19 protein-coding genes and 1 rRNA gene are annotated in these 24,104 nt (G+C 72.9%); 5 read left to right on the top strand and 15 right to left on the bottom strand.

Annotated elements, in window-relative coordinates:
- Window positions 1-73: 73 nt before the first annotated feature.
- Window positions 74-1,723, bottom strand: a complete 1,650-nt coding sequence (locus ACGFMM_RS19470; RefSeq protein ID WP_393647861.1) for a CTP synthase — start codon at window positions 1,721-1,723, stop codon at window positions 74-76.
- A gap of 514 nt (window positions 1,724-2,237) precedes the next feature.
- Between ACGFMM_RS19470 and ACGFMM_RS19465 the strand changes: the two genes are divergently transcribed.
- A complete protein-coding gene (locus ACGFMM_RS19465) occupies window positions 2,238-4,040 on the top strand; it encodes a glycoside hydrolase family 15 protein (RefSeq protein ID WP_393647860.1) in 1,803 nt (600 codons plus the stop codon).
- Between the two features lie 68 nt (window positions 4,041-4,108).
- Window positions 4,109-5,494: an FAD-binding oxidoreductase gene (locus ACGFMM_RS19460; RefSeq protein WP_393647595.1), complete on the top strand. Its 1,386-nt coding sequence runs from the start codon at window positions 4,109-4,111 to the stop codon at window positions 5,492-5,494.
- Between the two features lie 31 nt (window positions 5,495-5,525).
- On the opposite strand, the gene ACGFMM_RS19455 is transcribed toward ACGFMM_RS19460, so the two are convergent.
- Window positions 5,526-7,151 (bottom strand): flavin monoamine oxidase family protein, encoded by a 1,626-nt coding sequence (locus ACGFMM_RS19455; RefSeq protein WP_393647594.1) that lies wholly within the window; start codon window positions 7,149-7,151, stop codon window positions 5,526-5,528.
- A gap of 28 nt (window positions 7,152-7,179) precedes the next feature.
- Window positions 7,180-8,712, bottom strand: coding sequence for an APC family permease (locus ACGFMM_RS19450; protein WP_393647593.1), 1,533 nt, complete (start codon window positions 8,710-8,712; stop codon window positions 7,180-7,182).
- Between the two features lie 161 nt (window positions 8,713-8,873).
- Between ACGFMM_RS19450 and ACGFMM_RS19445 the strand changes: the two genes are divergently transcribed.
- Window positions 8,874-10,496, top strand: coding sequence for a PucR family transcriptional regulator (locus ACGFMM_RS19445; protein ID WP_393647592.1), 1,623 nt, complete (start codon window positions 8,874-8,876; stop codon window positions 10,494-10,496).
- 22 nt (window positions 10,497-10,518) lie between these two features.
- Here the strand turns inward: ACGFMM_RS19445 and ACGFMM_RS19440 are convergent, their stop codons facing one another.
- The 5 genes from ACGFMM_RS19440 to ACGFMM_RS19420 all read right to left on the bottom strand — a co-directional run bounded on the left by ACGFMM_RS19440 (window position 10,519) and on the right by ACGFMM_RS19420 (window position 15,731).
- Window positions 10,519-11,610 carry a glycosyltransferase family 4 protein gene (locus tag ACGFMM_RS19440; RefSeq protein WP_393647591.1) on the bottom strand — a complete coding sequence of 364 codons (1,092 nt, stop codon included), beginning with the start codon at window positions 11,608-11,610 and terminating at the stop codon, window positions 10,519-10,521.
- Between the two features lie 173 nt (window positions 11,611-11,783).
- On the bottom strand, window positions 11,784-13,502 hold the full coding sequence (gene recN / locus ACGFMM_RS19435) for a DNA repair protein RecN (protein ID WP_393647859.1): 1,719 nt from the start codon (window positions 13,500-13,502) through the stop codon (window positions 11,784-11,786).
- Between the two features lie 171 nt (window positions 13,503-13,673).
- Window positions 13,674-14,585 carry an NAD kinase gene (locus tag ACGFMM_RS19430; protein ID WP_393647590.1) on the bottom strand — a complete coding sequence of 304 codons (912 nt, stop codon included), beginning with the start codon at window positions 14,583-14,585 and terminating at the stop codon, window positions 13,674-13,676.
- Entirely contained in the window at window positions 14,582-15,397 is an 816-nt protein-coding gene (locus ACGFMM_RS19425; RefSeq protein ID WP_393647589.1) for a TlyA family RNA methyltransferase, read from the bottom strand. The genes ACGFMM_RS19430 and ACGFMM_RS19425 overlap by 4 nt, the downstream gene beginning before the upstream one ends.
- A 7-nt stretch (window positions 15,398-15,404) precedes the next feature.
- Window positions 15,405-15,731 carry a hypothetical protein gene (locus ACGFMM_RS19420; RefSeq protein ID WP_393647858.1) on the bottom strand — a complete coding sequence of 109 codons (327 nt, stop codon included), beginning with the start codon at window positions 15,729-15,731 and terminating at the stop codon, window positions 15,405-15,407.
- A gap of 114 nt (window positions 15,732-15,845) precedes the next feature.
- Here ACGFMM_RS19420 and ACGFMM_RS19415 point away from each other — a divergent pair, with 114 nt between their 5' ends.
- Window positions 15,846-16,193 carry an SCP2 sterol-binding domain-containing protein gene (locus ACGFMM_RS19415; protein ID WP_393647588.1) on the top strand — a complete coding sequence of 116 codons (348 nt, stop codon included), beginning with the start codon at window positions 15,846-15,848 and terminating at the stop codon, window positions 16,191-16,193.
- Here the strand turns inward: ACGFMM_RS19415 and ACGFMM_RS19410 are convergent.
- The 4 genes from ACGFMM_RS19410 to ACGFMM_RS19395 form a co-directional block, all read right to left on the bottom strand.
- Window positions 16,182-17,024, bottom strand: coding sequence for an ABC transporter ATP-binding protein (locus ACGFMM_RS19410; protein ID WP_393647587.1), 843 nt, complete (start codon window positions 17,022-17,024; stop codon window positions 16,182-16,184). The genes ACGFMM_RS19415 and ACGFMM_RS19410 overlap by 12 nt on opposite strands.
- Window positions 17,025-17,053: 29 nt before the next feature.
- Window positions 17,054-18,100: a FecCD family ABC transporter permease gene (locus ACGFMM_RS19405; RefSeq protein WP_393647586.1), complete on the bottom strand. Its 1,047-nt coding sequence runs from the start codon at window positions 18,098-18,100 to the stop codon at window positions 17,054-17,056.
- Window positions 18,097-19,056: a FecCD family ABC transporter permease gene (locus ACGFMM_RS19400; RefSeq protein WP_393647857.1), complete on the bottom strand. Its 960-nt coding sequence runs from the start codon at window positions 19,054-19,056 to the stop codon at window positions 18,097-18,099. Before ACGFMM_RS19400 ends, ACGFMM_RS19405 begins: the two co-directional genes overlap by 4 nt.
- A gap of 194 nt (window positions 19,057-19,250) precedes the next feature.
- On the bottom strand, window positions 19,251-20,318 hold the full coding sequence (locus ACGFMM_RS19395) for an HAD-IIA family hydrolase (protein WP_393647585.1): 1,068 nt from the start codon (window positions 20,316-20,318) through the stop codon (window positions 19,251-19,253).
- Between the two features lie 97 nt (window positions 20,319-20,415).
- On the opposite strand from ACGFMM_RS19395, the gene ACGFMM_RS19390 reads away from it, so the two are divergent.
- On the top strand, window positions 20,416-21,702 hold the full coding sequence (locus ACGFMM_RS19390) for a DUF1015 domain-containing protein (RefSeq protein ID WP_393647584.1): 1,287 nt from the start codon (window positions 20,416-20,418) through the stop codon (window positions 21,700-21,702).
- Between the two features lie 76 nt (window positions 21,703-21,778).
- Here the strand turns inward: ACGFMM_RS19390 and ACGFMM_RS19385 are convergent, their stop codons facing one another.
- From ACGFMM_RS19385 to rrf, 3 genes are all read right to left on the bottom strand, one after another.
- The gene (locus ACGFMM_RS19385) at window positions 21,779-22,603 is read right to left on the bottom strand and encodes a hypothetical protein (protein WP_393647856.1); all 825 of its coding nucleotides are present in this window, start codon (window positions 22,601-22,603) and stop codon (window positions 21,779-21,781) included.
- Window positions 22,543-23,703: a hypothetical protein gene (locus tag ACGFMM_RS19380; RefSeq protein WP_393647855.1), complete on the bottom strand. Its 1,161-nt coding sequence runs from the start codon at window positions 23,701-23,703 to the stop codon at window positions 22,543-22,545. Before ACGFMM_RS19380 ends, ACGFMM_RS19385 begins: the two co-directional genes overlap by 61 nt.
- A gap of 296 nt (window positions 23,704-23,999) precedes the next feature.
- Window positions 24,000-24,104 (bottom strand): 5S ribosomal RNA (gene rrf / locus ACGFMM_RS19375); the annotation flags it as partial.

Genomic DNA, 24,104 nt, shown 5'->3' with positions numbered 1-24,104 from the left:
GTCCTCCCACACACGAAACCGGGGTACGCGTCCCGAGAAGGGACCCGTACCCCGGCAACGGTAACAAGTGGCGTTACTCCGCGGTCTTGCGCTCCACGGCGGCCTTCACCAGGCCCGCGAACAGCGGGTGCGGGCGGGTCGGGCGGGACTTCAGCTCCGGGTGCGCCTGGGTCGCGACCAGGTACGGGTGGATCTCCCTCGGGTACTCGACGTACTCGACGAGCTTGTTGTCCGGGGAGGTTCCGGAGAACACCAGCCCGGCCTTCTTCTCCAGCTCCGCGCGGTAGGCGTTGTTCACCTCGTAGCGGTGGCGGTGGCGCTCCTCCACGTACGGCTGGTCGGCGTAGACCTCGCGGACGACCGAACCCTCGGCGAGCTTCGCCGGGTACAGGCCCAGGCGCATCGTTCCGCCGAGGTCGCCGGCGCCCTCCACGTACGCGAGCTGCTCCTCCATCGTGGAGACGACCGGGTGCGCGGTGGCCGGGTCGAACTCGGTGGAGTTCGCCTCGGGGATGTCCGCCAGGTTGCGGGCCGCCTCGATGACGATGCACTGCAGGCCCAGGCAGATGCCGAGCAGCGGCACCTTGTTCTCGCGGGCGTACTGGATCGCGCCGACCTTGCCGCTCACGCCGCGGTCGCCGAAGCCGCCGGGGATGAGGATGCCGTCGACGTCACCCAGCTGCTTGGCCGCGCCGGCCGGGGTCTTGCAGTCGTCGGAGGTGACCCACTTGACCTTGACCCGGGCCTTGTTCGCGAAGCCGCCGGCCCGCATGGCCTCGGTGACCGAGAGGTACGCGTCGGGCAGGTCGATGTACTTGCCGACCAGCGCGATGGTGACCTCGTGGTCGGGGTTGTGGACGCGGTCGAGCAGGTCGTCCCAGGTGGACCAGTCCACGTCGCGGAACGGCAGGTCGAGCTTGCGCACGACGTACGCGTCCAGGCCCTCGGTGTGCAGCACCTTCGGGATGTCGTAGATCGACTTGGCGTCGATGGCGGCGACCACGGCCGCCTCGTCCACGTCGCACATCAGCGAGATCTTGCGCTTGATGGCGGTGGGGACGTCGCGGTCGGCGCGCAGCACGATCGCGTCGGGCTGGATGCCGATGTTGCGCAGCGCGGCGACGGAGTGCTGGGTCGGCTTGGTCTTCAGCTCGCCGGACGGGCCGATGTACGGCAGCAGCGAGATGTGCACGACGAAGACGTTGTCCCGGCCGACCTCGTGACGGACCTGGCGGACGGTCTCCAGGAACGGCAGCGACTCGATGTCGCCGACCGTGCCGCCGACCTCGGTGATCACCACGTCGACGTCGTCGGTCGCCATGCGGCGGATCCGTGACTTGATCTCGTTGGTGATGTGCGGGATGACCTGGACGGTGTCGCCGAGGTACTCGCCGCGCCGCTCCTTGGCGATGACCTGCGAGTAGACCTGGCCGGTGGTGACGTTGGCCGAGCCGTCGAGGTCGACGTCGAGGAAGCGCTCGTAGTGGCCGATGTCCAGGTCGGTCTCGGCGCCGTCGTTGGTGACGAAGACCTCGCCGTGCTGGAACGGGTTCATCGTGCCGGGGTCGACGTTCAGGTACGGGTCGAGCTTCTGCATCGTGACCCGCAGACCGCGGGCCTTCAGGAGCGCACCCAGGCTGGAGGCGGTGAGGCCCTTGCCGAGGGAGGAGGCGACACCCCCGGTGACGAAGATGTGCTTGGTCGTCGTGGTGTTGGGCGGCATCGCCAAGAGGGGGCTCCCGTGGTCGCGTTCTGAAGGTGCGTAACGGCGGCCGCTCCGGAGGACTCCGGGGGCGTCGTCGCTGCGGTTTCGGGGGTCCTCGGCTGTCGCCGTTTCCCACCGGTCCACGGGGTACCAGGGTATCAGCGCCGAGGGGAGATGGCTTCCGGCCACACGGGGCACACGGGTGCACACGGACGGCGACCGGGCGACCCCCGGGGCCGCCGCGCCGGGCGGTGAATTCACCATCCGGTCACCCGACAATCCGCTTCTCCCACCCGAACGGCCATTTTTCGCTCCCCCGGAAGGAGCAGCGGGGTTGTCCGGACGACCGCGCGGATCACTAGGGTGCGACGTATCCTGCTCGGACACGTTGCCGAGCCGGGCCGGCCAACGGCACACCCCCGCTGTCAACCGGTCGATCAGGTCTCGTCAACGAACCTTGACCCGCTGACCATCGCTTACCTTGCAAGCAGCGCCCCGCGGGGCGGACGTGGCCGTTCGACTGGAGATGCACGTGGCCGGGCGCATCGAGGATTACGCACTCATCGGAGACATGCAGACCGCAGCACTGGTCTGCCGGGACGGCTCGGTCGACTGGCTGTGCCTGCCGCGCTTCGACTCGCACGCCGTTTACGCCGGACTGCTCGGCACCGAGGAGCACGGCTTCTGGCGGATCGGCCCGTCGGTACCGGACGCCAGCACCCCGCCGCCCGCGGACCGGCGGTGCTACCGGGGCGACTCACTGGTCCTGGAGTCCGAGTGGGACACCGGGCGCGGCACCGTCCGGGTGATCGACTTCATGCCCCCGCGCGACGGGGCGCCGCAGCTCATCCGGATCGTGGAGGGCGTCAGCGGCCGGGTGCAGATGCGCTCGGCGCTGCGCATGCGGTTCAGCTACGGCCGGATCGTGCCCTGGGTGCACAAGGTCGGCGAGCGCACCGTCGCCGTCGCCGGCCCGGACTCGGTCTGGCTGGACATGGACGCCGAGACCCACGGCAAGGACCTGACGACCTACTCGGACTTCACCGTCACCCCCGGCGACCGGGTCACCTTCACCATGACCTGGCAGCCCTCGCACAAGGAGCCGCCGGCCCTGCCGGACCCGGAGGGCTCCCTGGACGCCACGGTGGACTTCTGGCGCGAGTGGGTGGAGCACTGCACGTACCACGGCCCGTACCGGGAGGCCGTGGTCCGGTCCCTGATCACGCTGAAGGCCCTCACGTACGCGCCGACCGGCGGCATCGTCGCCGCGCCCACCACCTCCCTGCCGGAGGAGATCGGCGGCGTACGGAACTGGGACTACCGCTACACCTGGCTGCGCGACGCGGCGATCACCCTGTCCTCGCTGCTGCGCACCGGCTACCGCGAGGAGGCCCGCGCCTGGCGGGAGTGGCTGCTGCGCGCGGTGGCCGGCGACCCGGAGAACCTGCAGATCATGTACGGCATCGCCGGCGAGCGGGAGCTCGGCGAGCAGGAGCTGGACTGGCTGCCCGGGTACGAGAACTCCGCCCCCGTCAGGGCCGGCAACGGCGCGGCGAACCAGCTCCAGCTGGACGTCTACGGGGAGGTCACCGAGGCGCTGCACCTGGCGCACATGACGGGCCTGTCCCGCAACGACTACGCCTCGCTGCTGCAGCTGAGGCTGATCCAGTACCTCGAGGACCACTGGAACCAGCCCGACGAGGGCATCTGGGAGGTCCGCGGCCCGCGCCGGCACTTCGTGCACTCCAAGGTGATGGCCTGGGTGGCGGTCGACCGGACGATCAAGCTGATCGAGTCCGGCGACGCGGACGGACCGCTGGAGCGCTGGCGGGAGCTGCGCGACGACATCCACCGGGACGTCTGCGAGAAGGGCTACGACCCGGAGCGGAACACCTTCACGCAGTCGTACGGCTCGAAGGAACTGGACGCCTCGCTGCTGCTGATCCCGCAGATGGGCTTCCTGCCGCCGGACGACAAGCGCGTCATCGGCACCATCGAGGCGATCCAGCGGGAACTGTCCACGGAGGACGGTTTCATCCTGCGCTACCCGACGGAGGGCGAGCACGCGGGCGTGGACGGGCTGCCCGGCGACGAGGGGGCCTTCCTGGCCTGCTCGTTCTGGATGGCGGACGACCTGGCGATGATCGGCCGGGTCGACGAGGCCCGCAAGCTGTTCGAGCGGCTGCTTGCGCTCCGCAACGACCTGGGGCTGCTCGCGGAGGAGTGGGACCCGCGGCTGCAGCGTCAGGTGGGCAACTTCCCGCAGGCGTTCAGCCACGTGCCGCTCATCGACACGGCGCTGCGGCTGACGGCGAGCGGGGCGTACGGAGGCTGAGGAGCGTGCCGGGGGCGGCCGGAATACGATGAGATGGTCCTTGTCGCCCCTTGCGGAAGGGGGCTCCCATGAGTCCCCATGTCTCCGAAAACGCCCTGGCCGGACTGGTCGAGGATCTCGCGGGTGAGGTGTTCCTGCCCGGCGATCCCGGCTACGACGAGGCCCGCGTCATCCACAACGGCATGATCGACCGGCGTCCCGCGGTGATCGCCCAGTGCGAGAGCCAGGCCGATGTGTCGAACGCGGTCCTCTTCGGCCGCGCGGCGGAACTCCCGATCGCGGTGCGCGGCGGCGGGCACAGCGTCGCCGGGACCTCCGTGATCGACGGCGCCCTCGTGATCGACCTGCGCCGGATGCACACGGTGGTCGTGGACCCGGAGGACATGACCGTACGGGTCGGCGGCGGGACGACGATGGGGCAGATGGACCACGCCTGCCAGCCGTTCCACGTCGCGACCACCGGCGGGCGGGTGTCGACCACCGGCGTCGGCGGGTTCACGCTGGGCGGCGGCTCGGGGTGGCTGGAGCGCAAGTTCGGGCTGGCCAGCGACAATCTGCTGGCCGCGGACCTGATCACGGCCGACGGCAAGCACGTCCACACCGACGCGCAGGAGCACCCGGAGCTGTTCTGGGCGCTGCACGGCGGCGGCGGCAACTTCGGGGTGGCGACCTCGCTGACGCTGCGGCTGCACGAGCTGCCGCGGATGAGCATGGGGATGCTGTTCTTCCTGCCGGACAACGCGCCCGAGATCGTCCGCACCTTCCGGAACCTCGCGGAGGGCGCCCCGGACGACTTCGGCGGCGGGGTGATCTACATGCCCGCGCCGCCGGAGCCGTTCGTCCCTGAGGACCTGGTGGGCCGGCTGATCTGCGGGACGCTGTTCACGTACACCGGTCCGGTCGGCGAGCTGCGCGAGCTGGCGGCCCCGCTGTTCGCGCTGAAACCGGCCGTGGAGATCGTCCAGGACGTGCCCTACGCCGAGCTGCAGTCCATGCTGGACGACCCGCCCGGGCTGCGGAACTACTGGTCGGCCGAGTACCTGGCCGGCCTCCCGGACCAGGCGGTGGACATCTACTGCGACCGCGGCGCGGTCATCCCCGAGGGCCTGCCGATCCAGCACGTGCTGTTCATGATGGGCGGAGCGCTGGCGCGCGACGGCGCCGCCTACCCGCAGCCCTGGCGCACCGCGCCGTGGGTGCTGCACCCGTTCGCGACCTGGGAGAACCCGGCGGACGACGAGCGTGCCGAGCAGTGGGTGCGGGACGTGCGGGCGGACGCACGGCCGTGGTCCATCGACGCGGTGTACCTGAACTTCGTCGGGGCCGAGGGCGAGCAGCGGGTGGTGAACTCCTTCGGCGAGGAGAACTACCGGCGGCTGCGCGCGGTGAAGGCCGCGTACGACCCCGACAACGTGTTCCGCCACAACCACAACATCGCCCCGGCCCGCTCCTGAGACGGCCCGCTCCTGAGTCGGCCCGGGGGGCTCAGCTCAGCGCGGCGATCACCTCCCGGGCGGCCCGCTCGCCCTCGGTGGCCCCGCCCTCCATGAAGCCCTGGAAGTCGTAGCTGCAGTGCTCGCCGCCGATGTGGACGTTGCCCTGGGCGGTGCCCTCGTAGCCCGCGTACCGGTGCAGGTAGCCGACCGGCCAGCAGGAGTACGCGCCGAGGGCGTACGGGTTCCGGTGCCAGGCGGAGAGCTGGGCGCGGCCGGTGTACGCCTGCGAGGTGCCGGGGAAGAAGGCGTCGATGCCGGCGAGGTGGCGGGTGACGAGGCCCCGTACGTACGGGTCGGACTCGGTGGAGAACGGCCCGGCCGGGGTGAGGGCCTTCGCGAGGCTGCCGCCGCCGTACTGGAGCAGGATGCCGCCCGTGCCGCCCTGGACCTTTGTGGTGTCCCAGGTCTGCTGGACCTCGGCGTCGGTGAAGCAGTCGCCGGCCGAGACGCCCGGCCAGGGGCCGGTGCCGCGCCAGGGGCGGGTGGCGAACTGCATGTTGAGCTTGGTGCAGTACCCCATCCGGGCGTCCCGCAGCAGGTTCTTCATCAGCGGGTCGAAGGTGGCCTGCGTGAGGTCGAGGTTCTGCAGGATCGGCAGCGGGACGCACAGGATCGTGTGGTCGGCGGTGACGGTCCGGGTGGCGCCGGCCTCGGTGAAGGTCAGCGTCTGGGTGCCGTCGGCGTTGGCGCGTACGGCGGTGAGCGACCAGCCCAGGCGCAGGGTGCCGGGGGCGAGCGCCCCGGCGACGGCGTTCGGGAGCCGGTCGTTGCCGCCGACGACGTGGTACCGCTCGTTGGACAGGCCCCAGACGTTGAAGTTGCCGGGATTGGTCTGATAGCCCATCAGCAGGACGAGGGCGAGCGAGGACTGCTCGGTGGTGTCGGCGCCGTACTCGACGTTGTAGGCGACGTCGATGAAGCGGCCGAGCGGCGAGGCGTGGCCGCCGGGGACTCGTGACTCGATCCATTCGTATACGGACATGTTGTCGAGCGCGGTGCCGGTGGGGGTGGTCTGGTTCCAGAACACCTCTCCTGCCTCGGAGAGGTCGCGCCGCAGTGCCTGGTAGACCGCCTTGAAGTCCTCGTTGGCCTGATGGCGCGGGTAGTAGGCGCCGTTGAACCAGAGGACCTCCTCGGCGCCGTTGGGGCCACCGCCCAGGAAGTCCTCGACGGCCAGGTCGAAGCGGCGGCAGAGTTCCAGGATCTTCTTGTGGCTGGTGTCGATCAGCTCGCCGCCGATCTCGGAGGTCTGGCCGTACGCCCAGTGGCTGCGCTGCGTCCACATGCGGCCGCCCACGCGGGACGGGTTGGCCTCGTAGAGCGTGGGGCAGAGCCCCGCGTCCTGAAGGGTGAGGGCGGCGGTGAGGCCGGCGATGCCGGCGCCGACGACGGCGACCCGGGCGGGGGTGACGGCGCGGGCGACGGCGGGGGCGGCGACGGCCGTGCCGGCGGAGACGGCGAGCCCGGCGGCGGCGGCGTACTTGAGGAGGGTGCGGCGCCCGAGGGCGTCACGGCGCATGCCTCGGAGCTCGTCGACCGGGAGGTTCAGCCGGCGGGCGTCGGCGTGCTCGGCGGCCAGGGTCTTCAGGAGGTGCATCGGGTTGGTGCGTGCCATGGGGCGCTCCTGGGAGGGGGATGAGGTGTCAGATCCGGGTGGCGGCGGGCGCGTTCTCGGTGCTGCCGTCTGCCTCGTCGGTCCGCTCGGCGGCGTCCTCCAGGACGATCCGGCCGATGATCTCGTAGCGGTCGGGCTGTCTGACCTTCAGGTAGAAGCCGAGGCCGAGGCCGCCGAAGAAGACCAGTCCGACGATCCAGGGGATCGTCTTGTAGAAGAGCGAGTCGGCGGCCAGCCCCGCCGCGGTCTCCATGTTCATGATCAGCAGCACGACCACGGCGGTCATGCCGATGCCGCCGAGCAGCGGGGCGGTGAAGGTCTTGAACCAGTGCCGGTCCTCCGGGTGGTGCGTGCGGAAGTAGCCGATGACCGCGAACGAGCACAGCGTCTGCACGATGAGGATCGCCATCGTGCCGAGGATCGCGAGCAGCGTGTACAGGTGGATGTACGGGTCCTGGCCGGTGACCCAGAACGCGCCGACGAGGACGACGGCGATGGCGCTCTGCACGTACGAGGCGATGTACGGCGAACCGTGCTTCGCGTGCGTACGGCCCAGAGCCGGGTGCAGGAAGCCCTCGCGGCCGATCGCGTACAGGTAGCGCGAGGCGCACTGGTGGAAGGCCATGCCGCAGGCGAACGAGCCGGTGAGCAGCAGCCACTGGAAGGCGTCGACTGCCCAGGCGCCGATGAAGGACTCGGTGGGCGCGAAGAACAGGTCGAGCGGCGAGGCCGAGGACGACAGCTTCACCGAACCGGCGAGGCCGTTGCCCGCGATGGTCATCCACGACACGTAGATGTAGAAGACCCCGACCCCGATCACGGAGATCAGGGTGGCGCGCGGGATGACCCGCTTCGGGTCGCGGGACTCCTCGCCGTACATCGCGGTGGACTCGAAGCCGACCCACGACCAGAAGGCGAAGAACAGGCCGAGCCCGGCGGACGCCCCGGTGAAGGCGTTCCTCGGGTCGATCGGCTCGACGGGAATCCCGTCGGGCCCGCCCCCGGCGATCAGCACGGCGGTGGCGACCGCGAAGAGGACGGCGATCTCCGCGACCAGCATGACGCCGAGCGCCTTGGCGGTGAGGTTGATGTCGAAGTACGCGAGGACGGCGGTGACCGCCAGCATGGCCGCGGCGTACACGATCCAGGGCAGGTCGAGGCCGAGCTGATCGGCCACCGTCGTCTTGGTGAAGTACGCGAACACACCGACGATCGAGGCCTCGAAGACGATGTACGCGAGCACGGCGAGCATGCCGGACGCCATGCCCGCGATCCGGCCGAGGCCGTGCGAGATGTAGCCGTAGAAGGCGCCGGCGGCGGTGATCCGCTTCGCCATGGCGACGTAGCCGACCGAGAAGACGGTCAGGACGAGCGTCGCGAAGAGATATCCGGCCGGCGCGCCGGTGCCGTTGCCGAAACCGACGGCGATGGGGAGGTTGCCCGTCATCGCGGTGATGGGCGCGGCCGTGGCGACCGCCATGAAGACGACGCCGATCAGCCCGACCGAGTTCGCCTTGAGCCGGTGGACCTCTGGGGCCGCTGGGGTGGGGTTCTCTGCCATGGCGCGAGAGCATCCTCGTGCGTGACGTAGGCCACAAGCGACATGCGGTCGCACAATTCCCGCCATGGGGCGACGAGTTGTCGCCCCGGTGGACGAACTGTCCGCTCCCGTGACCGTGGGGTGATGTCGCGGAAACACGGACGCGGGTAGCGTCCGGGCCCATGGACAATCAGGGCGGGATCACCGTACAGCGGGCCCTCGAACTTCCCGGGCTGCGCGGCGGGCTCCCGGAGGTCGTCGCGGGCGCGGACCGACTGCAGCGCACGGTCCGCTGGGTGCACGCGGGCGAGGTGCCGAACATCGCGTCGCTGCTCAAGGGCGGCGAGCTGCTGCTGACCACCGGGCTCGGGCTCGGCACCCGGCCGGCGGAGCAGCGGGCGTTCGTGCGGCGGCTCGCGGACCGCGGGATCGCGGCGCTGGTGGTGGAGCTGGGCCCGCGGTTCGCCCGTCTTCCGGCCACGATCGTGGAGACGGCGAAGACGGCCGGCCTCCCGCTCGTCCAGCTGCACCGCGAGGTGCCCTTCGTCGCGGTCACGGAGGAGATCCACACCGAGATCGTCAACGGCCACTACGCGCTGCTGCGGCAGGCGGAGGAGGTCCACCGCCAGTGCACGGAGGCGCTGCTGGGCGGCGGCGGGGTGCCGCAGGTGCTGCGGATCCTCTCGGACTTCTCGGCCAACCCGGTGTTCCTGGAGACCGCGGACGGACGGCTGCTGTACGCGGCGGGCACGGACTCCGCCCCGGCGGACCCGCTCCAGGTCTGGGAGGGCCTGCGCGGCCAGCGGGCGGCCCGGGAGTCCGGCCCGCCGGTGGGCTCGGTCCTGGTGGACGTCCCCGGCGGCGGAACGGGCGCGGGCGGGGTGCGGGCCCGGCTGGTGCTGCTGTCCGTGGCGGGCCCGCTGGCCCCCGTCCACCGCATGGCGGCGGAGCGGGCGGCCGGAATCCTGGCGGTCGTCCTGATGCAGGCGCGGCAGGAGGAGGAGCTGGCCGCGCGCGGCCGGGGCGACTTCCTGACGGACCTGGCGGAAGGGCGGATCACCGCGGAGGACGCGCCGGCACAGGCGCGGGTGCTCGGTTTCAAGCCGGGCGACGGCCCGCTGCTGCCGGTGGTGATGCGCCTGGCCTCGGAGCTGGGCCCGTCCGGCAACTGGGCGCTGCTGGCGCGGGCCGTCCTGGAGGAGCTGTCCTCGGTGGGCGTCCCGGTGCTGCTGGGCGTCCGCCCGGTGGAGGGCCGGGTGCCGGTGCTGCTGGGGCTGCGCTCGGAGTCTGAGCGCACGGCGGTCGCGGACCGGGTCGCGGCGGCGCTGCGGGCCGGTGTGGAGCGGGCCGGCCTGCTGGGGGCGGGCACGCACCCGCCGGTCGTGGTCGTCGGCGTGCCCGGCGGCTGGGCGGCGGCGTCGGCGGGGTTGCGGCACGCTGCGGAGACGGCGACGGCGGCGCAGGGCCTGTCGGACCGCCCCTGGTACGACGCCAGACGCCTGGACATCGACCTGCTGCTGTGGCGGCTGCGCGACCACGACGACCTGGCGGCCTTCGTGGAGCGCGCGATCGGGCCCCTGCGCGACCACGACGCCACGTCCCGCCCGCCGCTCCTGCCCACCCTGGAGACGTACCTGGCCCACGCCGGCCGCAAGGCGGAGACGGCCCGCGAACTCCACCTCAACCGCCAGACCCTCTACAACCGCCTGGCCCGCATCGCCGAACTCCTGGGCACCGACCTGGACGACCCCCAGGTGGTCCTGGCCCTGTCCCTGGCGCTGCGGGCGCGGCGGCACGTGGGGTGAGGCAGGGGGCCCTGGGGGTCCCTCAGCGGGACGTCAGTTCGTCGTAGACGCTGAGGACGTGGGCGATGGTGTCGTCCTCCGTGGGCCAGGTCGCGGCCTGCACGCGGCCCGCCGCCGCCAGGTGCGAGCGGCGGTCCGGGTCGGCCAGGAGCGCGGTGACCGCCGCGGCGAGCGCGGCCGGGTCCCCGTACGGGACCAGTTCCGCCGCGTCGCCGACCAGTTCCGGCACCCCGCCGACCGCGGTGGCCACCAGCGGCACGCCCAGCCGCAGCGCCTCCTGCGCCAGTACCGACCGCGCCTCCCACCGCGACGGCAGCACCGCGACGTCCGCCGCCGCCAGCAGTTCCGCCACGTCGTCCCGCCGCCCCACCAGCCGTACCGGCAGCGCCTCGTCGTCGATGCGCCGCTGCAGCGCCGCCCGCTCGCGCCCCTCCCCCGCGATCACCAGCAGCGGCTGCGGGTCGGCCGCGCGCCACACTCGCGCCGCCTCCAGCAGCAGCCCGTACCCCCGCCCCGGCTCCAGCGCGCCCACGGCCATCAGCAACGGCCGGTCCACCGCGCCCAGTTCGGCCCGCGCCTTCCCGTCGTGCAGGCACACCGGCCCCCGCGACACCGGCACCGTCACCGGCGCGAGCCGCGCGTCGCGCGCCCCGCGCCGCCGCGCCCGGTCGACCAGCTCCGACGAGGTGCCGAGCACCACGGTCGCCGCCCGCACGGCCCTCCGTTCCAGCAGCCGCAGCAGCCCGCCCCGCGCCCCGTCCGCGTGGCTGCGCACGTGCCAGGTCATCACGAACGGCGTGTACGAGGGCGTCCACGTCCCGCCCGCCAGCGCCAGCGCCGTCCGCAGGCCGGCGTGCAGGCCGTGCGCGTGCACCACGTCCGCGCCGATGCAGGCGTTGCGCAGCTGCGCGACCGTCGTCGGGTCGCTGCGGCGCGGCACCGGCACGAAGTGGGCGCCGACGCCGAGGAAGTCGTATTCGCGGTCGAGGTGGGCAGGGGCACAGACGGTCACCCGCACGCCCCTCGCCACGAGTCCCGCGGCGAGTGACCTGACGTGAGCGCTGCTGCCCGCGCTGCCGCCGCCCAGCACTTGGACCGTACGCAGCTGAGTCACGCGCCCAAGGATGCCAGCCCGTACGCACGTTCCGGCACCGATGGGCCCACGTTCCCGTGTCCGACGCCCGAAGTCACCGGATGGGATCACTCACACGGGTGAACGGAGCAGCTCCCCGCCCCTGTCTCCGTCTCCGTGCCGCTGCCTCCGCGCGCCCCGGCCGGCCACCGGCGTCAGCCCTCCGCGCGCGCCGTCGCCAGCAGTTCCTCCGCGTGGGCGCGGGCGGTCTCCGAGTCCTCCTGGCCGGCCAGCATCCGGGACAGCTCGCGAACCCGGTCCTCGCCCTCCAGGACCGTCACGCCGGAGCGCGTCACCGAGCCGTCGTTCGTCTTCTCGACCAGCAGCTGCCGGTCGGCGAAGGCCGCGACCTGCGGCAGGTGGGTGACGACCACGACCTGCGCGGACCTGGCGAGCTTCGCCAGCCTGCGCCCGATCTCGACCGCCGCCTTGCCGCCGACGCCCGCGTCGACCTCGTCGAAGAGGTACGTCGGCACGGGGTCCGTGCCCGCGAACACGACCTCCACCGCGAGCATCACACGGGACAGCTCACCGCCCGACGCGCCCTTGGCGATCGGCCGGGGCGGCGCGCCCGGGTGCGGGGCGAGCAGCAGCTCGACCTCGTCCGCGCCGGCCGGGCCGTACGCGACGACCCGCCCGCCGACCTCGACCCCGTCCGCCGCCTCGACCTGCCGGATGTCGAAGGACACCCGGGCGTGCGGCATCGCGAGCGAGGCCAGCTCCGCGGTGACGGCGTCCGCGAACCGCGCCGCCGCCTCCGTACGGGCGTCGGTGAGGGCCTGGGCGAGCCCGGACAGCTCGGCCCGCAGCGCGTCCCGCTCGGCGGTCAGCTCGCCGATCCGGTCGTCGTCGCCGTCGAGTTCGGTGAGCCGGGCCGCGCTCTCCTGCGCCCAGGCGAGCACGGCGGCGACATCCGCGCCGTACTTCCGGGTGAGCTGGGTGAGCGCCGCGCGGCGCTCCTCGACGGCGGCGAGGCGGCGCGGGTCGGCGTCGAGGTCGTCGGCGTAGCCGGCGAGCTCTCCGGCGACGTCGGCGAGCAGGATGGAGATCTCGCCGATCCGGTCGGCGAGCGCGGCGAGCGCCGGGTCGTGGGACCGTACGGCGTCCAGCGCGCGCCCCGCGCCGGCGACGAGGGTCGTCGCGTCGACGGCCTCGGGGTCCTCGGGGTTCCCGGCCAGCGCGGTGTGCGCGAGCGCGGCGGCGGAGGCCAGGGCCTCGGCGTGGCCGAGCCGCTCCGCCTCGGCGGCGAGTTCGACGTCCTCACCGGCCAGGGGCTCGACGGCCTCGATCTCGGCGAGGCCGAAACGCAGCAGGTCGGCCTCCTGGGCCCGCTCGCGGGCGCGGGTGGTCAGCTCGTCCACCTCGGCGGCGACGGCGCGCAGCCGCCGGTACGCCTCGCCGTACGCGGCGAGCGGCCGGGCGACGGCGTCGCCCGCGTACCGGTCGAGGGCGCCGCGCTGTCGGGCGGGCTTGAGCAGTCCCTGCTGGTCGGTCTGGCCGTGCACGGCGACGAGCTCGTCGGCGAGCTCGGTGAGCAGGCCGACGGGCACGGAACGCCCGCCGAGGTGCGCGCGCGAGCGTCCCTCCGCGGAGACCGTGCGGGTGACGAGCAGGGCGCCGTCGTCCAGCTCGGCGCCCGCCTCCACGGCCCGCGTGGCGGCGGCCGCGCCGGCGGGCAGGGTGATCCGGCCCTCGACGACGGCCGACCCCGCCCCGATCCGTACGAGGGCCGGGTCGGCCCGTCCCCCGAGCAGCAGCCCGAGGCTCGTCACGACCATGGTCTTGCCGGCGCCGGTCTCGCCCGTCACCGCGGTGAACCCGGGCGACAGCTCGACCACGGCGTCGTCGATGACCCCGAGCGACCGTATCCGCATCTCCTCCAACACGGAGAAGACCTTACGAGGTCCGTGCCCCGCGATGCGACGGCCCCCGCGGGAAGACAGGCAACGACCGGGTGACGATCGTGTGCAATCACCCGCGGGGGTGGCGCTCCCGGTGCCCCCGGCGCGCCGCGACCGCCCGGCTCGGCGCCCTCGGCGGCACCGTCAGTGCCGCGCCCCGCGCCACCCCGACACCGGCAGCGCGAACTTCGCGACCAGGCGGTCGGTGAAGGACGCGTGGTGCAGGCGGGCAAGGCGGACCGGGATCTTGCCCTTGCGGACCTCGACCCGCGCGCCCGCCGGCAGCTCCACCGTGCGCCGGCCGTCGCACCACAGCACGCCGTGCGGCGTGTGCGGCTCGACCTCCACCGTCAGCACCGAGTCCGGCGTCGTCACCAGCGGCTTCGCGAACAGCGCATGCGCCCCGATCGGCACCATCAGCAGCGCCTCGACCTCCGGCCACATCACCGGCCCGCCCGCCGAGAACGCGTACGCCGTCGAGCCCGTCGGCGTCGCGCAGATCACCCCGTCGCAGCCGAACCCGGTCACCGGGCGGCCGTCGATCGCGAGCACGACCTCCAGCATCCGCTCCGGCGACACCTTCTGCACGGCCGCCTCGTTCAGCGCCCAATCCGCGTGCAGCACATCGCCGTTGTCGTGCACGACGACGTCGAGGGTCATCCGCTCCTCGACCTCGTACGCCCGTGTCACCACCCGGTCGACGACCTTGTCCAGGTCGTCCCGCTCCGCCTCCGCGAGGAAGCCGACCCGCCCCAGGTTCACCCCGAGCATCGGCACCCCGGACGCCCGGGAGAACTCCGCGCCCCGTAGCAGCGTCCCGTCGCCGCCGAGCACGATCAGCAGTTCACAGCCGTCGAGCGCGTCCTTGCAGCCCTCCGGCACCCGCTCCACGGCGGACGGCAGCGGCAGGTCCACGGCCTCCGCCTCCAGGACCCGCACCCGCAGGCCGCTGCGCAGCAGCCCGAGCACCACCAGTTCGGCGCTGCGCACGGCGGCCGGCCGGCCGGTGTGCGCGAGGAGGAAGACGGTACGCGGTGCTGCTGTCGTCGATGTCAACGAGGTCCCTCCGCCACGGCGCGATCCACATCCGCCGGATCCAGCGCGGGCGCCCCCGCCCGCAGCCACAGAAAGTACTCGACATTGCCGGACGGCCCGGGCAGCGGGCTGGCCGTCACCCCCAGCACGCCGAGTCCCAGCTCCGCCGCCTGCCGGGCGACGTTCTTCACGGCGTCCGCGCGCAGTTCGGCGCTGCGCACCACTCCGCCGCTGCCCAGCCGCTCCTTGCCCACCTCGAACTGCGGCTTGACCATCAGCACGAGGTCCGCGCCGGGCGCCGTGCAGCCGACCAGCGCGGGCAGCACGAGTCCCAGCGGGATGAACGACAGATCGCCGACCACCAGGTCCACCGGCGTCCCGTCGATCGCCTCGACCGTCAACTCGCGTACGTTCGTACGGTCCTTCACGGTGACGCGCTCGTCGCTCTGCAGCGACCACGCCAGCTGTCCGTACCCGACGTCGACGGCCACCACGTGCGCCGCGCCGGCCCGCAGCAGCACGTCCGTGAAGCCGCCCGTGGACGCGCCGGCGTCCAGCGCCCGCCGTCCCTCGACGCGCAGCCCCTGCGGCACGAACGCCGCGAACGCCCCGGCCAGCTTGTGGCCGCCGCGCGAGACGTAGTCGGGGTCGCTGTCGTCCTGCACGACCACGATCGCCGCGGCGGTCTCGACCTGGGTGGCGGACTTGGTGGCGACGGTCTTGCCGACGGTCACCCGCCCGGCGGCGATCAGCTGGGCGGCGTGCTCGCGCGAGCGGGCGAGCTTCCGGCGTACCAGCTCCGCGTCCAGTCGACGGCGTGCCACTCCTGCCACGTTCGGTTCAGCTCCTGTGGTCGTACGTAGGTGTCGGTCCCGGGCGTGCGGCGGCGTCGAGCGAGGTCAGCTCGTCCCGCAGGCCCCGGTGTACATCCTCGTACACCTCCAGGTGTCCGTCCGCCGGGAGGTGGTCGGCGTCGGCCAGCCGCTCCAGGAGCGCGTCGACGGCGGCGTGGCCGGTGGGGGTGCGCTCGACGCCGAGCGGCGCGGGCCCGACGGGCTCGCCGGGCCCGGGCGGGGCACCGGAGTCGTCGGTGTCGGTGTCGCGTACGTCGTCATGCCCGTCCGTACGTGCCTCGGCAGGCGTCCGTTCACCCACGGAGTCGCCCATGGCGTCACCCACGGGGTCCCCCATGGCGTCGTCCACGCCGTCACCCACGCCGTCCCGCAGCACGTCACTCATGCCCCGACGCTACCGCGAAGCCCTGCGGTACGGTCGGTCGCGATGGCCACGATCGAGGAGTGCCGCAGCGCACTCGACAGACTTTCGGACAATCTCGCCCGCGCGAACGGCGAGGTCCGCGGCGCGGCGGCGCTCGACCGCACGCTCAGCTGCCACCTCACCGACCTCGGCGCCACCTTCACCGGCCGACTCGCGGGCGGCCGCATCGAGGACGTGGTGACGGTGCCGGGGCCGCCGCCCGGCAAGGCGCAGATCCGGCTGGCGATGACCGGCGACGACCTGGTCGCGATGGTCGACGGCGAGCTGAACTTCGCGAAGGCCTGGGCCTCCGGCCGGGTGCGGCTGGAGGCCGGCTTCCGCGATCTGCTGCGCCTGCGGTCACTGCTGTAGCGAGGGCTCCCTCGCCTCGGCGGCCTGCTTCGCGCGCGCCGCGCGCCCGGCGGGCACCACCAGCGGCGTACCGGTCTCCGGGTCGTCGATGACCTGGCAGCGCAGCCCGAAGACCCGCTCGACCAGCTCGGCGGTGACCACCTCGGACGGCGGGCCCTCGGCGACGACCTCGCCGCCGCGGACCGCGATGAGATGGGTGGCGTAGCGCGCCGCGTGATTCAGGTCGTGCAGCACGGCGACCAGCGTGCGGCCCTGGTTCTCGTGCAGTTCGGCGCACAGGTCCAGGACGTCGATCTGGTGCTGGATGTCGAGGTACGTGGTCGGCTCGTCGAGCAGCAGCAGCGGGGTCTGCTGGGCGAGCGCCATCGCGATCCACACGCGCTGCCGCTGGCCGCCGGACAGCTCGTCGACGAGCCGGTCGGCGAGCTCGGCGACACCGGTGGCGGCCATCGACTCCTGGACGATCCGCTCGTCCTCCGGCGACCACTGCCGCAGCAGGCCCTGGTGCGGGTAGCGGCCGCGGGCGACGAGGTCGGCGACGGTGATGCCGTCCGGCGCGATCGAGGACTGCGGCAGCAGGCCGAGCGTCCGCGCGACCTTCTTCGCGGGCAGCGAGTGGATGGACTGCCCGTCGAGCAGGACCCGGCCGGCCGACGGCTTCAGCATCCGGGACAGGGCGCGCAGCAGTGTCGACTTGCCGCAGGCGTTGGGGCCGACGATGACCGTGAAGGAGTTGTCGGGGATCTCGACGGACAGGTCGCGGGCGATGACCCGCTGCTCGTAGGCGAGGGTGACCGCTTCGGCTCCGAGCCGCTGCCGCTGAGCGTCCATGCCGGTACTCCTGTGCTTCTTGTCGTGGGTCATATCCGTCCGGCCTTCCGCTCGGTGACGAGCAGCCACAGCAGATAGCAGCCGCCGAGGACGCCGGTGACGACGCCGACGGGCAGCTGACGGTCGCCGAAGGCCTGGGTGGCCGTCCAGTCGGCGACCAGCAGCAGGGCCGCGCCCATGAGGGCGGAGGCCGCGAGGTTGGGTCCCGGGGAGCGGGTGAGCCGGCGGGCCAGCTGGGGCGCGCTCAGCGAGACGAAGACGATGGGGCCGGCGGCGGCGGTGGCCACGGAGACCAGCAGCACGGCGGAGATCATCAGCAGGGTCCGGGTCCGCTCGACCTTGACGCCGAGCGCGTACGCGGCGTCGTCGCCCATCTCCAGCATGCGCAGCGCCCGGCCGTGGCCGAGGACGAACGGCAGCAGGACGCAGCAGACGGCGAACAGCGGCCGGAACTGGGTCCAGTCGCGGCCGTCGAGCGAGCCGGTCATCCACACGGTGGCGCGGGTGGCGTCGACCAGGTCGCCCTTGGTGAGGAGGTAGTGGATGACGGCGGTCAGCATGGCGGCGGAGCCGATGCCCACGAGGACGAGCCGGTAGCCGTGCACCCCGCGCTTCCAGGCGAGCAGGTAGATCACCGCGCCGGTGACGAGGCCGCCGACGACCGCGCCGGCCGCGGCGGCGGTCGCGTCGCCGTGGAAGAGGACGATGACGAGGAGCGCCCCGACGCTCGCGCCCTGGCCGAAGCCGATGACGTCGGGGCTGCCGAGCGGATTGCGGGAGATCGACTGGAAGACGGCCCCGCCGATGCCGAGCGCGGCGCCGACGAAGACGGCGACCAGGACGCGGGGCAGCCGCAGGTCCATCACCGCGAACTGCTGCACGGGCGTGCCGTCGCCGAGCAGGGTGGCGACGACGTCGCCGGGGGCGATCGGGAAGTCGCCGCTGCCGATGAGGACGACCGCGGCGGCGAGCACGAGCAGGGCCAGCCCGAGGACGGAGACGGCGGCCCGGGCCTCGTACCGCACGGAGAGCCCGCCGGCGGTCCGCAGCACCCTCGTGGGGGACTTGGTGGTCACAGCTGGGCCATCCTCTTGCGGCGGACGAGGTGGATGAAGACGGGCCCGCCGACGAGCGCGGTGACGATGCCGACCTGCAGCTCGGCGGGGCGGGCCACGACCCGGCCGAGGACGTCGGAGCCGAGCAGGAGGACGGGCGCGAGGACGGCGGCGTACGGCAGGATCCACCGCATGTCCGGGCCGGTGATCGCCCGGACCATGTACGGGACCATCAGCCCGAGGAACACGATCGGACCGCAGGCGGCGGTCGCGGCGCCGCACATGAGGGTGACGGCGAGCATCGCGAGGACGCGGGTGCGGTTGAGGTTCGCGCCGAGCGCGCGGGCGGTGTCGTCGCCCATCTCCATGGCGTTGAGCGGCCGCGCGATCAGCAGCGCGAGCACGACGCCGAGGAGGATGAACGGCGCGACCCGGCGCACGGTGGCCATGTCGGCGGAGGCCAGCGAGCCGACGGTCCAGAAGCGGAGCTGGTCGAGCGCGGCGGAGTTGAGCAGCTGGACGGCGTTGACGTACCCGTACAGGGCGGCGGTCGCGGCGGTTCCGGCGAGCGCCAGGCGGACGGGAGTGGCGCTGCGGCTGCCGCCGAGCACGTACACGACGACGGAGACGACGGCCGCGCCGACGAAGGCGTACCAGATGAAGTCGGAGACGTCGGAGGCCCCGAGGAACGCGATGGCGGAGACGACGGCCGCGGCGGCGCCGGCGTTCACGCCGAGCAGTCCGGGCTCGGCGAGCGGGTTGCGGGTGAGCCCCTGCATGACGGCGCCGGACAGTCCGAGCGCGATGCCGACGAGCAGCCCGAGGATGGTGCGGGGCACGCGCACGTCGTGGACGATGACGTCGTTTCCGACGCCGGCGTTCTGGAACAGCCCGTGCCAGACATCGCCGAGCGGCACCGGTTTGGCGCCGATCATGATGCTCAGGACACAGACCAGCAGCAGGATCCCGACCGCCACGACCAGCCCGACCGCCCGCCGCACATGACGACGCGTCGATTCCTGGCCACCGGCAGCCGGCTCCGCGCTTGCACGGGAGGGACTGTCGACCAACACGAGGTTAGGTTAGCCTACCCTCCCAACCCGCCTCCCCGCGGCAACGGGCCGGGGCACCTCGCCCCGGCCCGGCACGCAGCGACGGGTGACGGGGGGAGTCACCACCCCAGTCGCGTCAGGACCTTGTCCGCGTCCAACCGGCAGGAACCCTCCCCGGCCTCCGTCCACGCCGCGCCGCACAACGCCCGCAGCCCGTCCAGCGGTTCCCCCTCGCCGTCCAGGGCCAGCGACCCGCCCCGCACCGACGCGGTCCACCCCCCGCAGCCGAAGCCGCCGGCGGCCTCCGTCACCTCCGGCTGCCCCCGCAGCAGCCCGCGCAGATCCGCGTCCACGTACGTCGGCCGGTGCTCCGGCACCGCCGCGAGCAGCCGCGCCGCGTCCGTCACGCCGGTCAGCACCAGCAGCGAGTCCACACCCCCGTTGAAGGCGCCCTCGATGTCCGTGTCCAGCCGGTCCCCCACCACCAGCGGCCGCTTCGCGCCCGTCCGCAGCACGGTCTCCCGGTGCATCGGCGGCAGCGGCTTGCCCGCCACCCGCGGCTCCGCCCCCGTCGCGATCCGGACGACCTCCACTGCCGCCCCGTTCCCCGGCCCGATCCCCCGCGCCCCGGGGATCGTCAGATCAGTGTTGGACGCGAACCACGGCGCCCCCCGCTCGATCGCGTAGCACGCCTCCGCGAACCGCCCCCACGGCAGTTCCGGCCCCCCGTACCCCTGGACCACCGCAGCCAGGCCCTCGGTGTCCGCCGAATCCACCGGCACCAGGCCCCGCTCCCGCAGCGCCGCCCGCAGGCCCTCGCCGCCGACCACCAACACCGGGGACCCGGCCGGGACTTCCGCCGCGATCAGCCGCGCCACCGCCTGCGCCGAGGTGATCACGTCGGACGCCTCCGCAGGCACGCCCAGCTCGGTCAGGTGGCGGGCGACCGCCTCCGGCGTCCGCAGCGCGTTGTTCGTGACGTACGCCAGGTGCATCCCGCCCGCGCGCGCCGCCGCCAGCGCCGGCACCGCGTGCGGGATCGCCTCCCCGCCCGCGTACACCACGCCGTCCAGATCCAGCAGCGCCGTGTCGTACGCCGTGCTCAGCGCCTCCGCGCTCCCTCCCGGCAGCGTCCTGCCGCCGCCGGCGCTCCCGCTCGCACTGCCGCTGCCGCCCTGCTGTCCCATGTCCGTGCGCTCCTGACGAAGTCGGTGCTCCCCGCTCCCCCGATCATCGCTCATGCCCCCGATCCACTTACGGCGCGCGTCCACTTACGATGTCGAGATGAACACAACAGGTCCCGCGGCCGATGACGTCCGCGCCGACGGTCTGCGACTGGTCCCGTTCCGGGGCCTGCGCTACGTACCAGAACGGGTCGGCAGCCTCGCCGCCGTGACCTCGCCCCCGTACGACGTCGTCGTACGCCCCGACGGACTGCACCACCTCGAGTCCGCCGACCCCCACAACATCGTCCGGCTGATCCTCCCGCAGGCGATGACCGCCGGCACCCGCCACCGCAAGGCCGCCGTCACCCTCGACCGCTGGCTCGCCGACGGCGTCCTCGCGCCGGATCCGGAACCCGCGCTGTACGTGTACGAGCAGCAGAGCGGCGAACTCCTCCAGCGCGGGATCATCGGCGCGCTCGAACTGTCCGCGCCCGACCGCGGCATCGTGCTCCCCCACGAGGACGTCATGCCGCACGTCGTCGAGGACCGCGCCGCGCTCATGCGCACCACCGCCGCCAACCTGGAGCCGCTGCTCCTGACGTACGTCGGCGAGGGCGAAGGCGCTACGCGCGTCATCGAACGGGCCGCGCGGCGCGAGCCGTTGCTCTCCACGACCACCGAGGACGGCGTCCACCACCGCCTGTGGGCGGTCACCGACCCGGCCGAGCTGGCCGCCGTCGACTCCGAACTCGCCCGGCACCAGGCCCTCATCGCCGACGGCCACCACCGCTGGGCCACATACCTGCGGCTGCAGCAGGAGCACGAGTCCCCCAGCCCATGGAACTACGGGCTCGTCCTCCTCGTCGACACCGCCCGCCACCCGCTCCGGGTCCGCGCCATCCACCGCCTGCTCAGCCGCCTCCCGGTCGCCGACGCGCTGGCCGTCCTGGAGGGCCGCTTCCGCGTCCGCCGGATCGACGGCCCGCTGCCGGCCGCCATGGAGACGCTCGCCGCCGCGGTCGCCGAGGGCAACGCCTTCCTCCTGGCCGGCGACGGCGGCTTCCACCTCGTGGACCGCCCGGACCCGGAGCTGCTCGCGGCGACCGTCCGCACGGACCGGCCGGAGGCCTGGCGGACCCTGGACGCGACGGTCCTGCACGCCACGATGCTGGACCACCTGTGGCACATCCCGGACGCGCCCGAGCACATCGCGTACATCCACGACACGGAGGCCGCGGTCGAACAGGCCGAACGCCGCGGCGGTACGGCGGTGCTGATGCATCCGGTACGCGAGGAGGTCGTCCGCGACCTCGCCCGCCAGGGCGTCACCATGCCCCGCAAGTCGACCTCCTTCGGCCCGAAGCCGGCGACGGGCCTGGTGCTGCGGAGCCTGGCCCTGGACTGAGGGCTCAGGTGGAGACGACGGAGGGCGGCACCCCGGCCTGGGGTGCCGCCCTCCGTCGTACGTACTGCTACCGCTGTCAGCCCTTGTCGTCCGACTCCGGCGTCACGTCGTCGGAGACATCGGCGTCGTCGGCGTCGTCGGCCGGGACAACCGTCTCATCCGACTCGTCCGACTCATCGGACTCGTTGGACTCGTCGGACTCGTTCGCGTCGGCGTCGTCGAGCTCCTCGACCTCGACGAACTCGACGCCGTCCAGCTCGGCCAGCCGGTCGGACGCGTCGGTCGACCCGGACTTGTCGGCCTCGAGCGCCTTCGCGAACCAGTCGCGGGCCTCCTCGGTGCGCTCCGCCGCGAGCAGCGCGTCGGCGTACGCGTAGCGGAGCCGCGCGGTCCAGGGGTGCACCGCGCTGGACGCGAGCTCGGGGCTCTGCAGGGTGACGATCGCGGCGTCGAGCTGCCCCATGTCACGGCGGGCGCCGGCGGCGACGAGCCGCATCTCGACCTGCCCGGCCTTGTCCAGCTTCTGCACCTCGGGCTCACCGGCCATGGCCAGCGCCCGCTCGGGACGGCCCATGCCGCGCTCGCAGTCCGCCATGACCGGCCACAGCTCCACGCCGCCGGTCATCCGCCGGGCGGCCCGGAACTCGGCCAGCGCCTCGGAGTACTTCTGCGTCGCGTACGCGGCGAAGCCTGCGGCCTCGCGCACCGCGGCGACGCGGGAGGCGAGCCGCAGCGCGACGCGGGAGTACGCATACGCCTGCTCCGGGTCCTCGTCGATGAGGTTCGCGACCATGACGAGGTTGCGCGCGACGTCCTCGGCGAGGCCCTTGGGCAGGCTCATCAGCTCCTGACGCACGTCCGGGTCGATCTCCTCGCCCGTGACGTCGTCCGGGATCGGCAGTCGTTTGATGGGCTGACGGTCCCCACGGTCCCGGTCGCGGTCACGGTCGTCACGGCGCCCGTAGCCGCCGCGGTCGCCGCGGTCGTCGCGCCCGCGGTACCCACCGCGGTCGTCCCGACGGTCGTCGCGACGGAACCCGCCACCGCGGCTGTCGTCACGCCGGGGCCCACGGGGCCTGTCGTCACGACGGTCGTCACGGCGGTCGGTGGGACGGTCGTCACGACGCTCATCGCGGCGGAAGGCGGGCCGGTCATCACGACGGTCGTCACGACGGAACGGCGGACGGTCGCCACCACGGTTGTCATCGCGCCGGAAGCCACCGCCACGGCTGTCATCGCGCCGATCGTCACGACGCTCATCGCGCCGGTCGTCCCGACGGAAGGACGGACGGTCGCCACCGCGGCTGTCGTCACGACGGAACCCACCGCCGCGGTTGTCTCCGCCACGGTCGTCACGGCGGAACCCACCACCACGGGTGTCATCACGCCGGTCGTCGCGACGGAAGCCACCGCGATCACGGTCGTCATCACGCCGGAACGAGGGCCGGTCATCACGACGCTCGTCGCGACGGAAGGACGGACGGTCGCCACCGCGGTTGTCATCGCGCCGGAAGCCACCGCCACGGTTGTCATCACGCCGGTCATCACGCCGGTCGTCACGCCGGAACGGCGGACGGTCGCCACCGCGGTTGTCATCGCGCCGGAAGCCGCCGCCACGGTTGTCGCCACCACGGCTGTCATCGCGCCGGAAGCCGCCGCGGTTGTCTCCGCCACGGTTGTCGTCACGGCGGAAGCCGCCGCCACGGTTGTCACCGCCGCGGCTGTCATCGCGCCGGAAGCCGCCGCGGTTGTCGCCGCCACGGTCGTCACGGCGGAACCCACCGCCGCGGGTGTCATCACGCCGGTCGTCGCGACGGAATCCACCGCGATCACGGTCGTCATCACGCCGGAACGAGGGCCGGTCATCACGACGGTCATCGCGGCGGAACGACGGACGGTCGTCCCGCCCTCGGTAGCCGCCGCCACCACCACGGTTGTCACCACCGCGGCTGTCGCCGCCACGGGTGTCATCACGGCGGTCGTCACGGCGGTTGTCGTCACGACGGAACCCACCGCCGCGGTTGTCTCCGCCACGGTCGTCACGGCGGTATCCACCACCGCGGTTGTCATCACGACGCGGGCCGCGGAAGCCGCCCCGCTCGCCACCGTCCCTACGACGCGGCTCGCGTTCCGGACGGTCGTCGGGAGAGTTGGTGGACATCGAGTGACTCCTGTCTGCTGGTACTGCTGTCATTCTCGCGCAGCCGGCACGCGGCCGCGCTTCGTCAAAAGGCATGGAAAAACAAAAGGACCCCTGGTCCCAGCGTGAACGCTGGGACCAGGGGTCCTGAAAGATTGTTCGGCGGTGTCCTACTCTCCCACAGGGTCCCCCCTGCAGTACCATCGGCGCTGAAAGGCTTAGCTTCCGGGTTCGGAATGTAACCGGGCGTTTCCCTAACGCT

The organism is Streptomyces sp. NPDC048604, from assembly GCF_043199435.1.
In the GTDB taxonomy this organism is placed as follows: Bacteria; Actinomycetota; Actinomycetes; order Streptomycetales; family Streptomycetaceae; genus Streptomyces.
The sequence above is the reverse complement of the archived record's forward strand: the minus strand, read 5'-3'. Positions and strand labels throughout refer to the sequence as shown.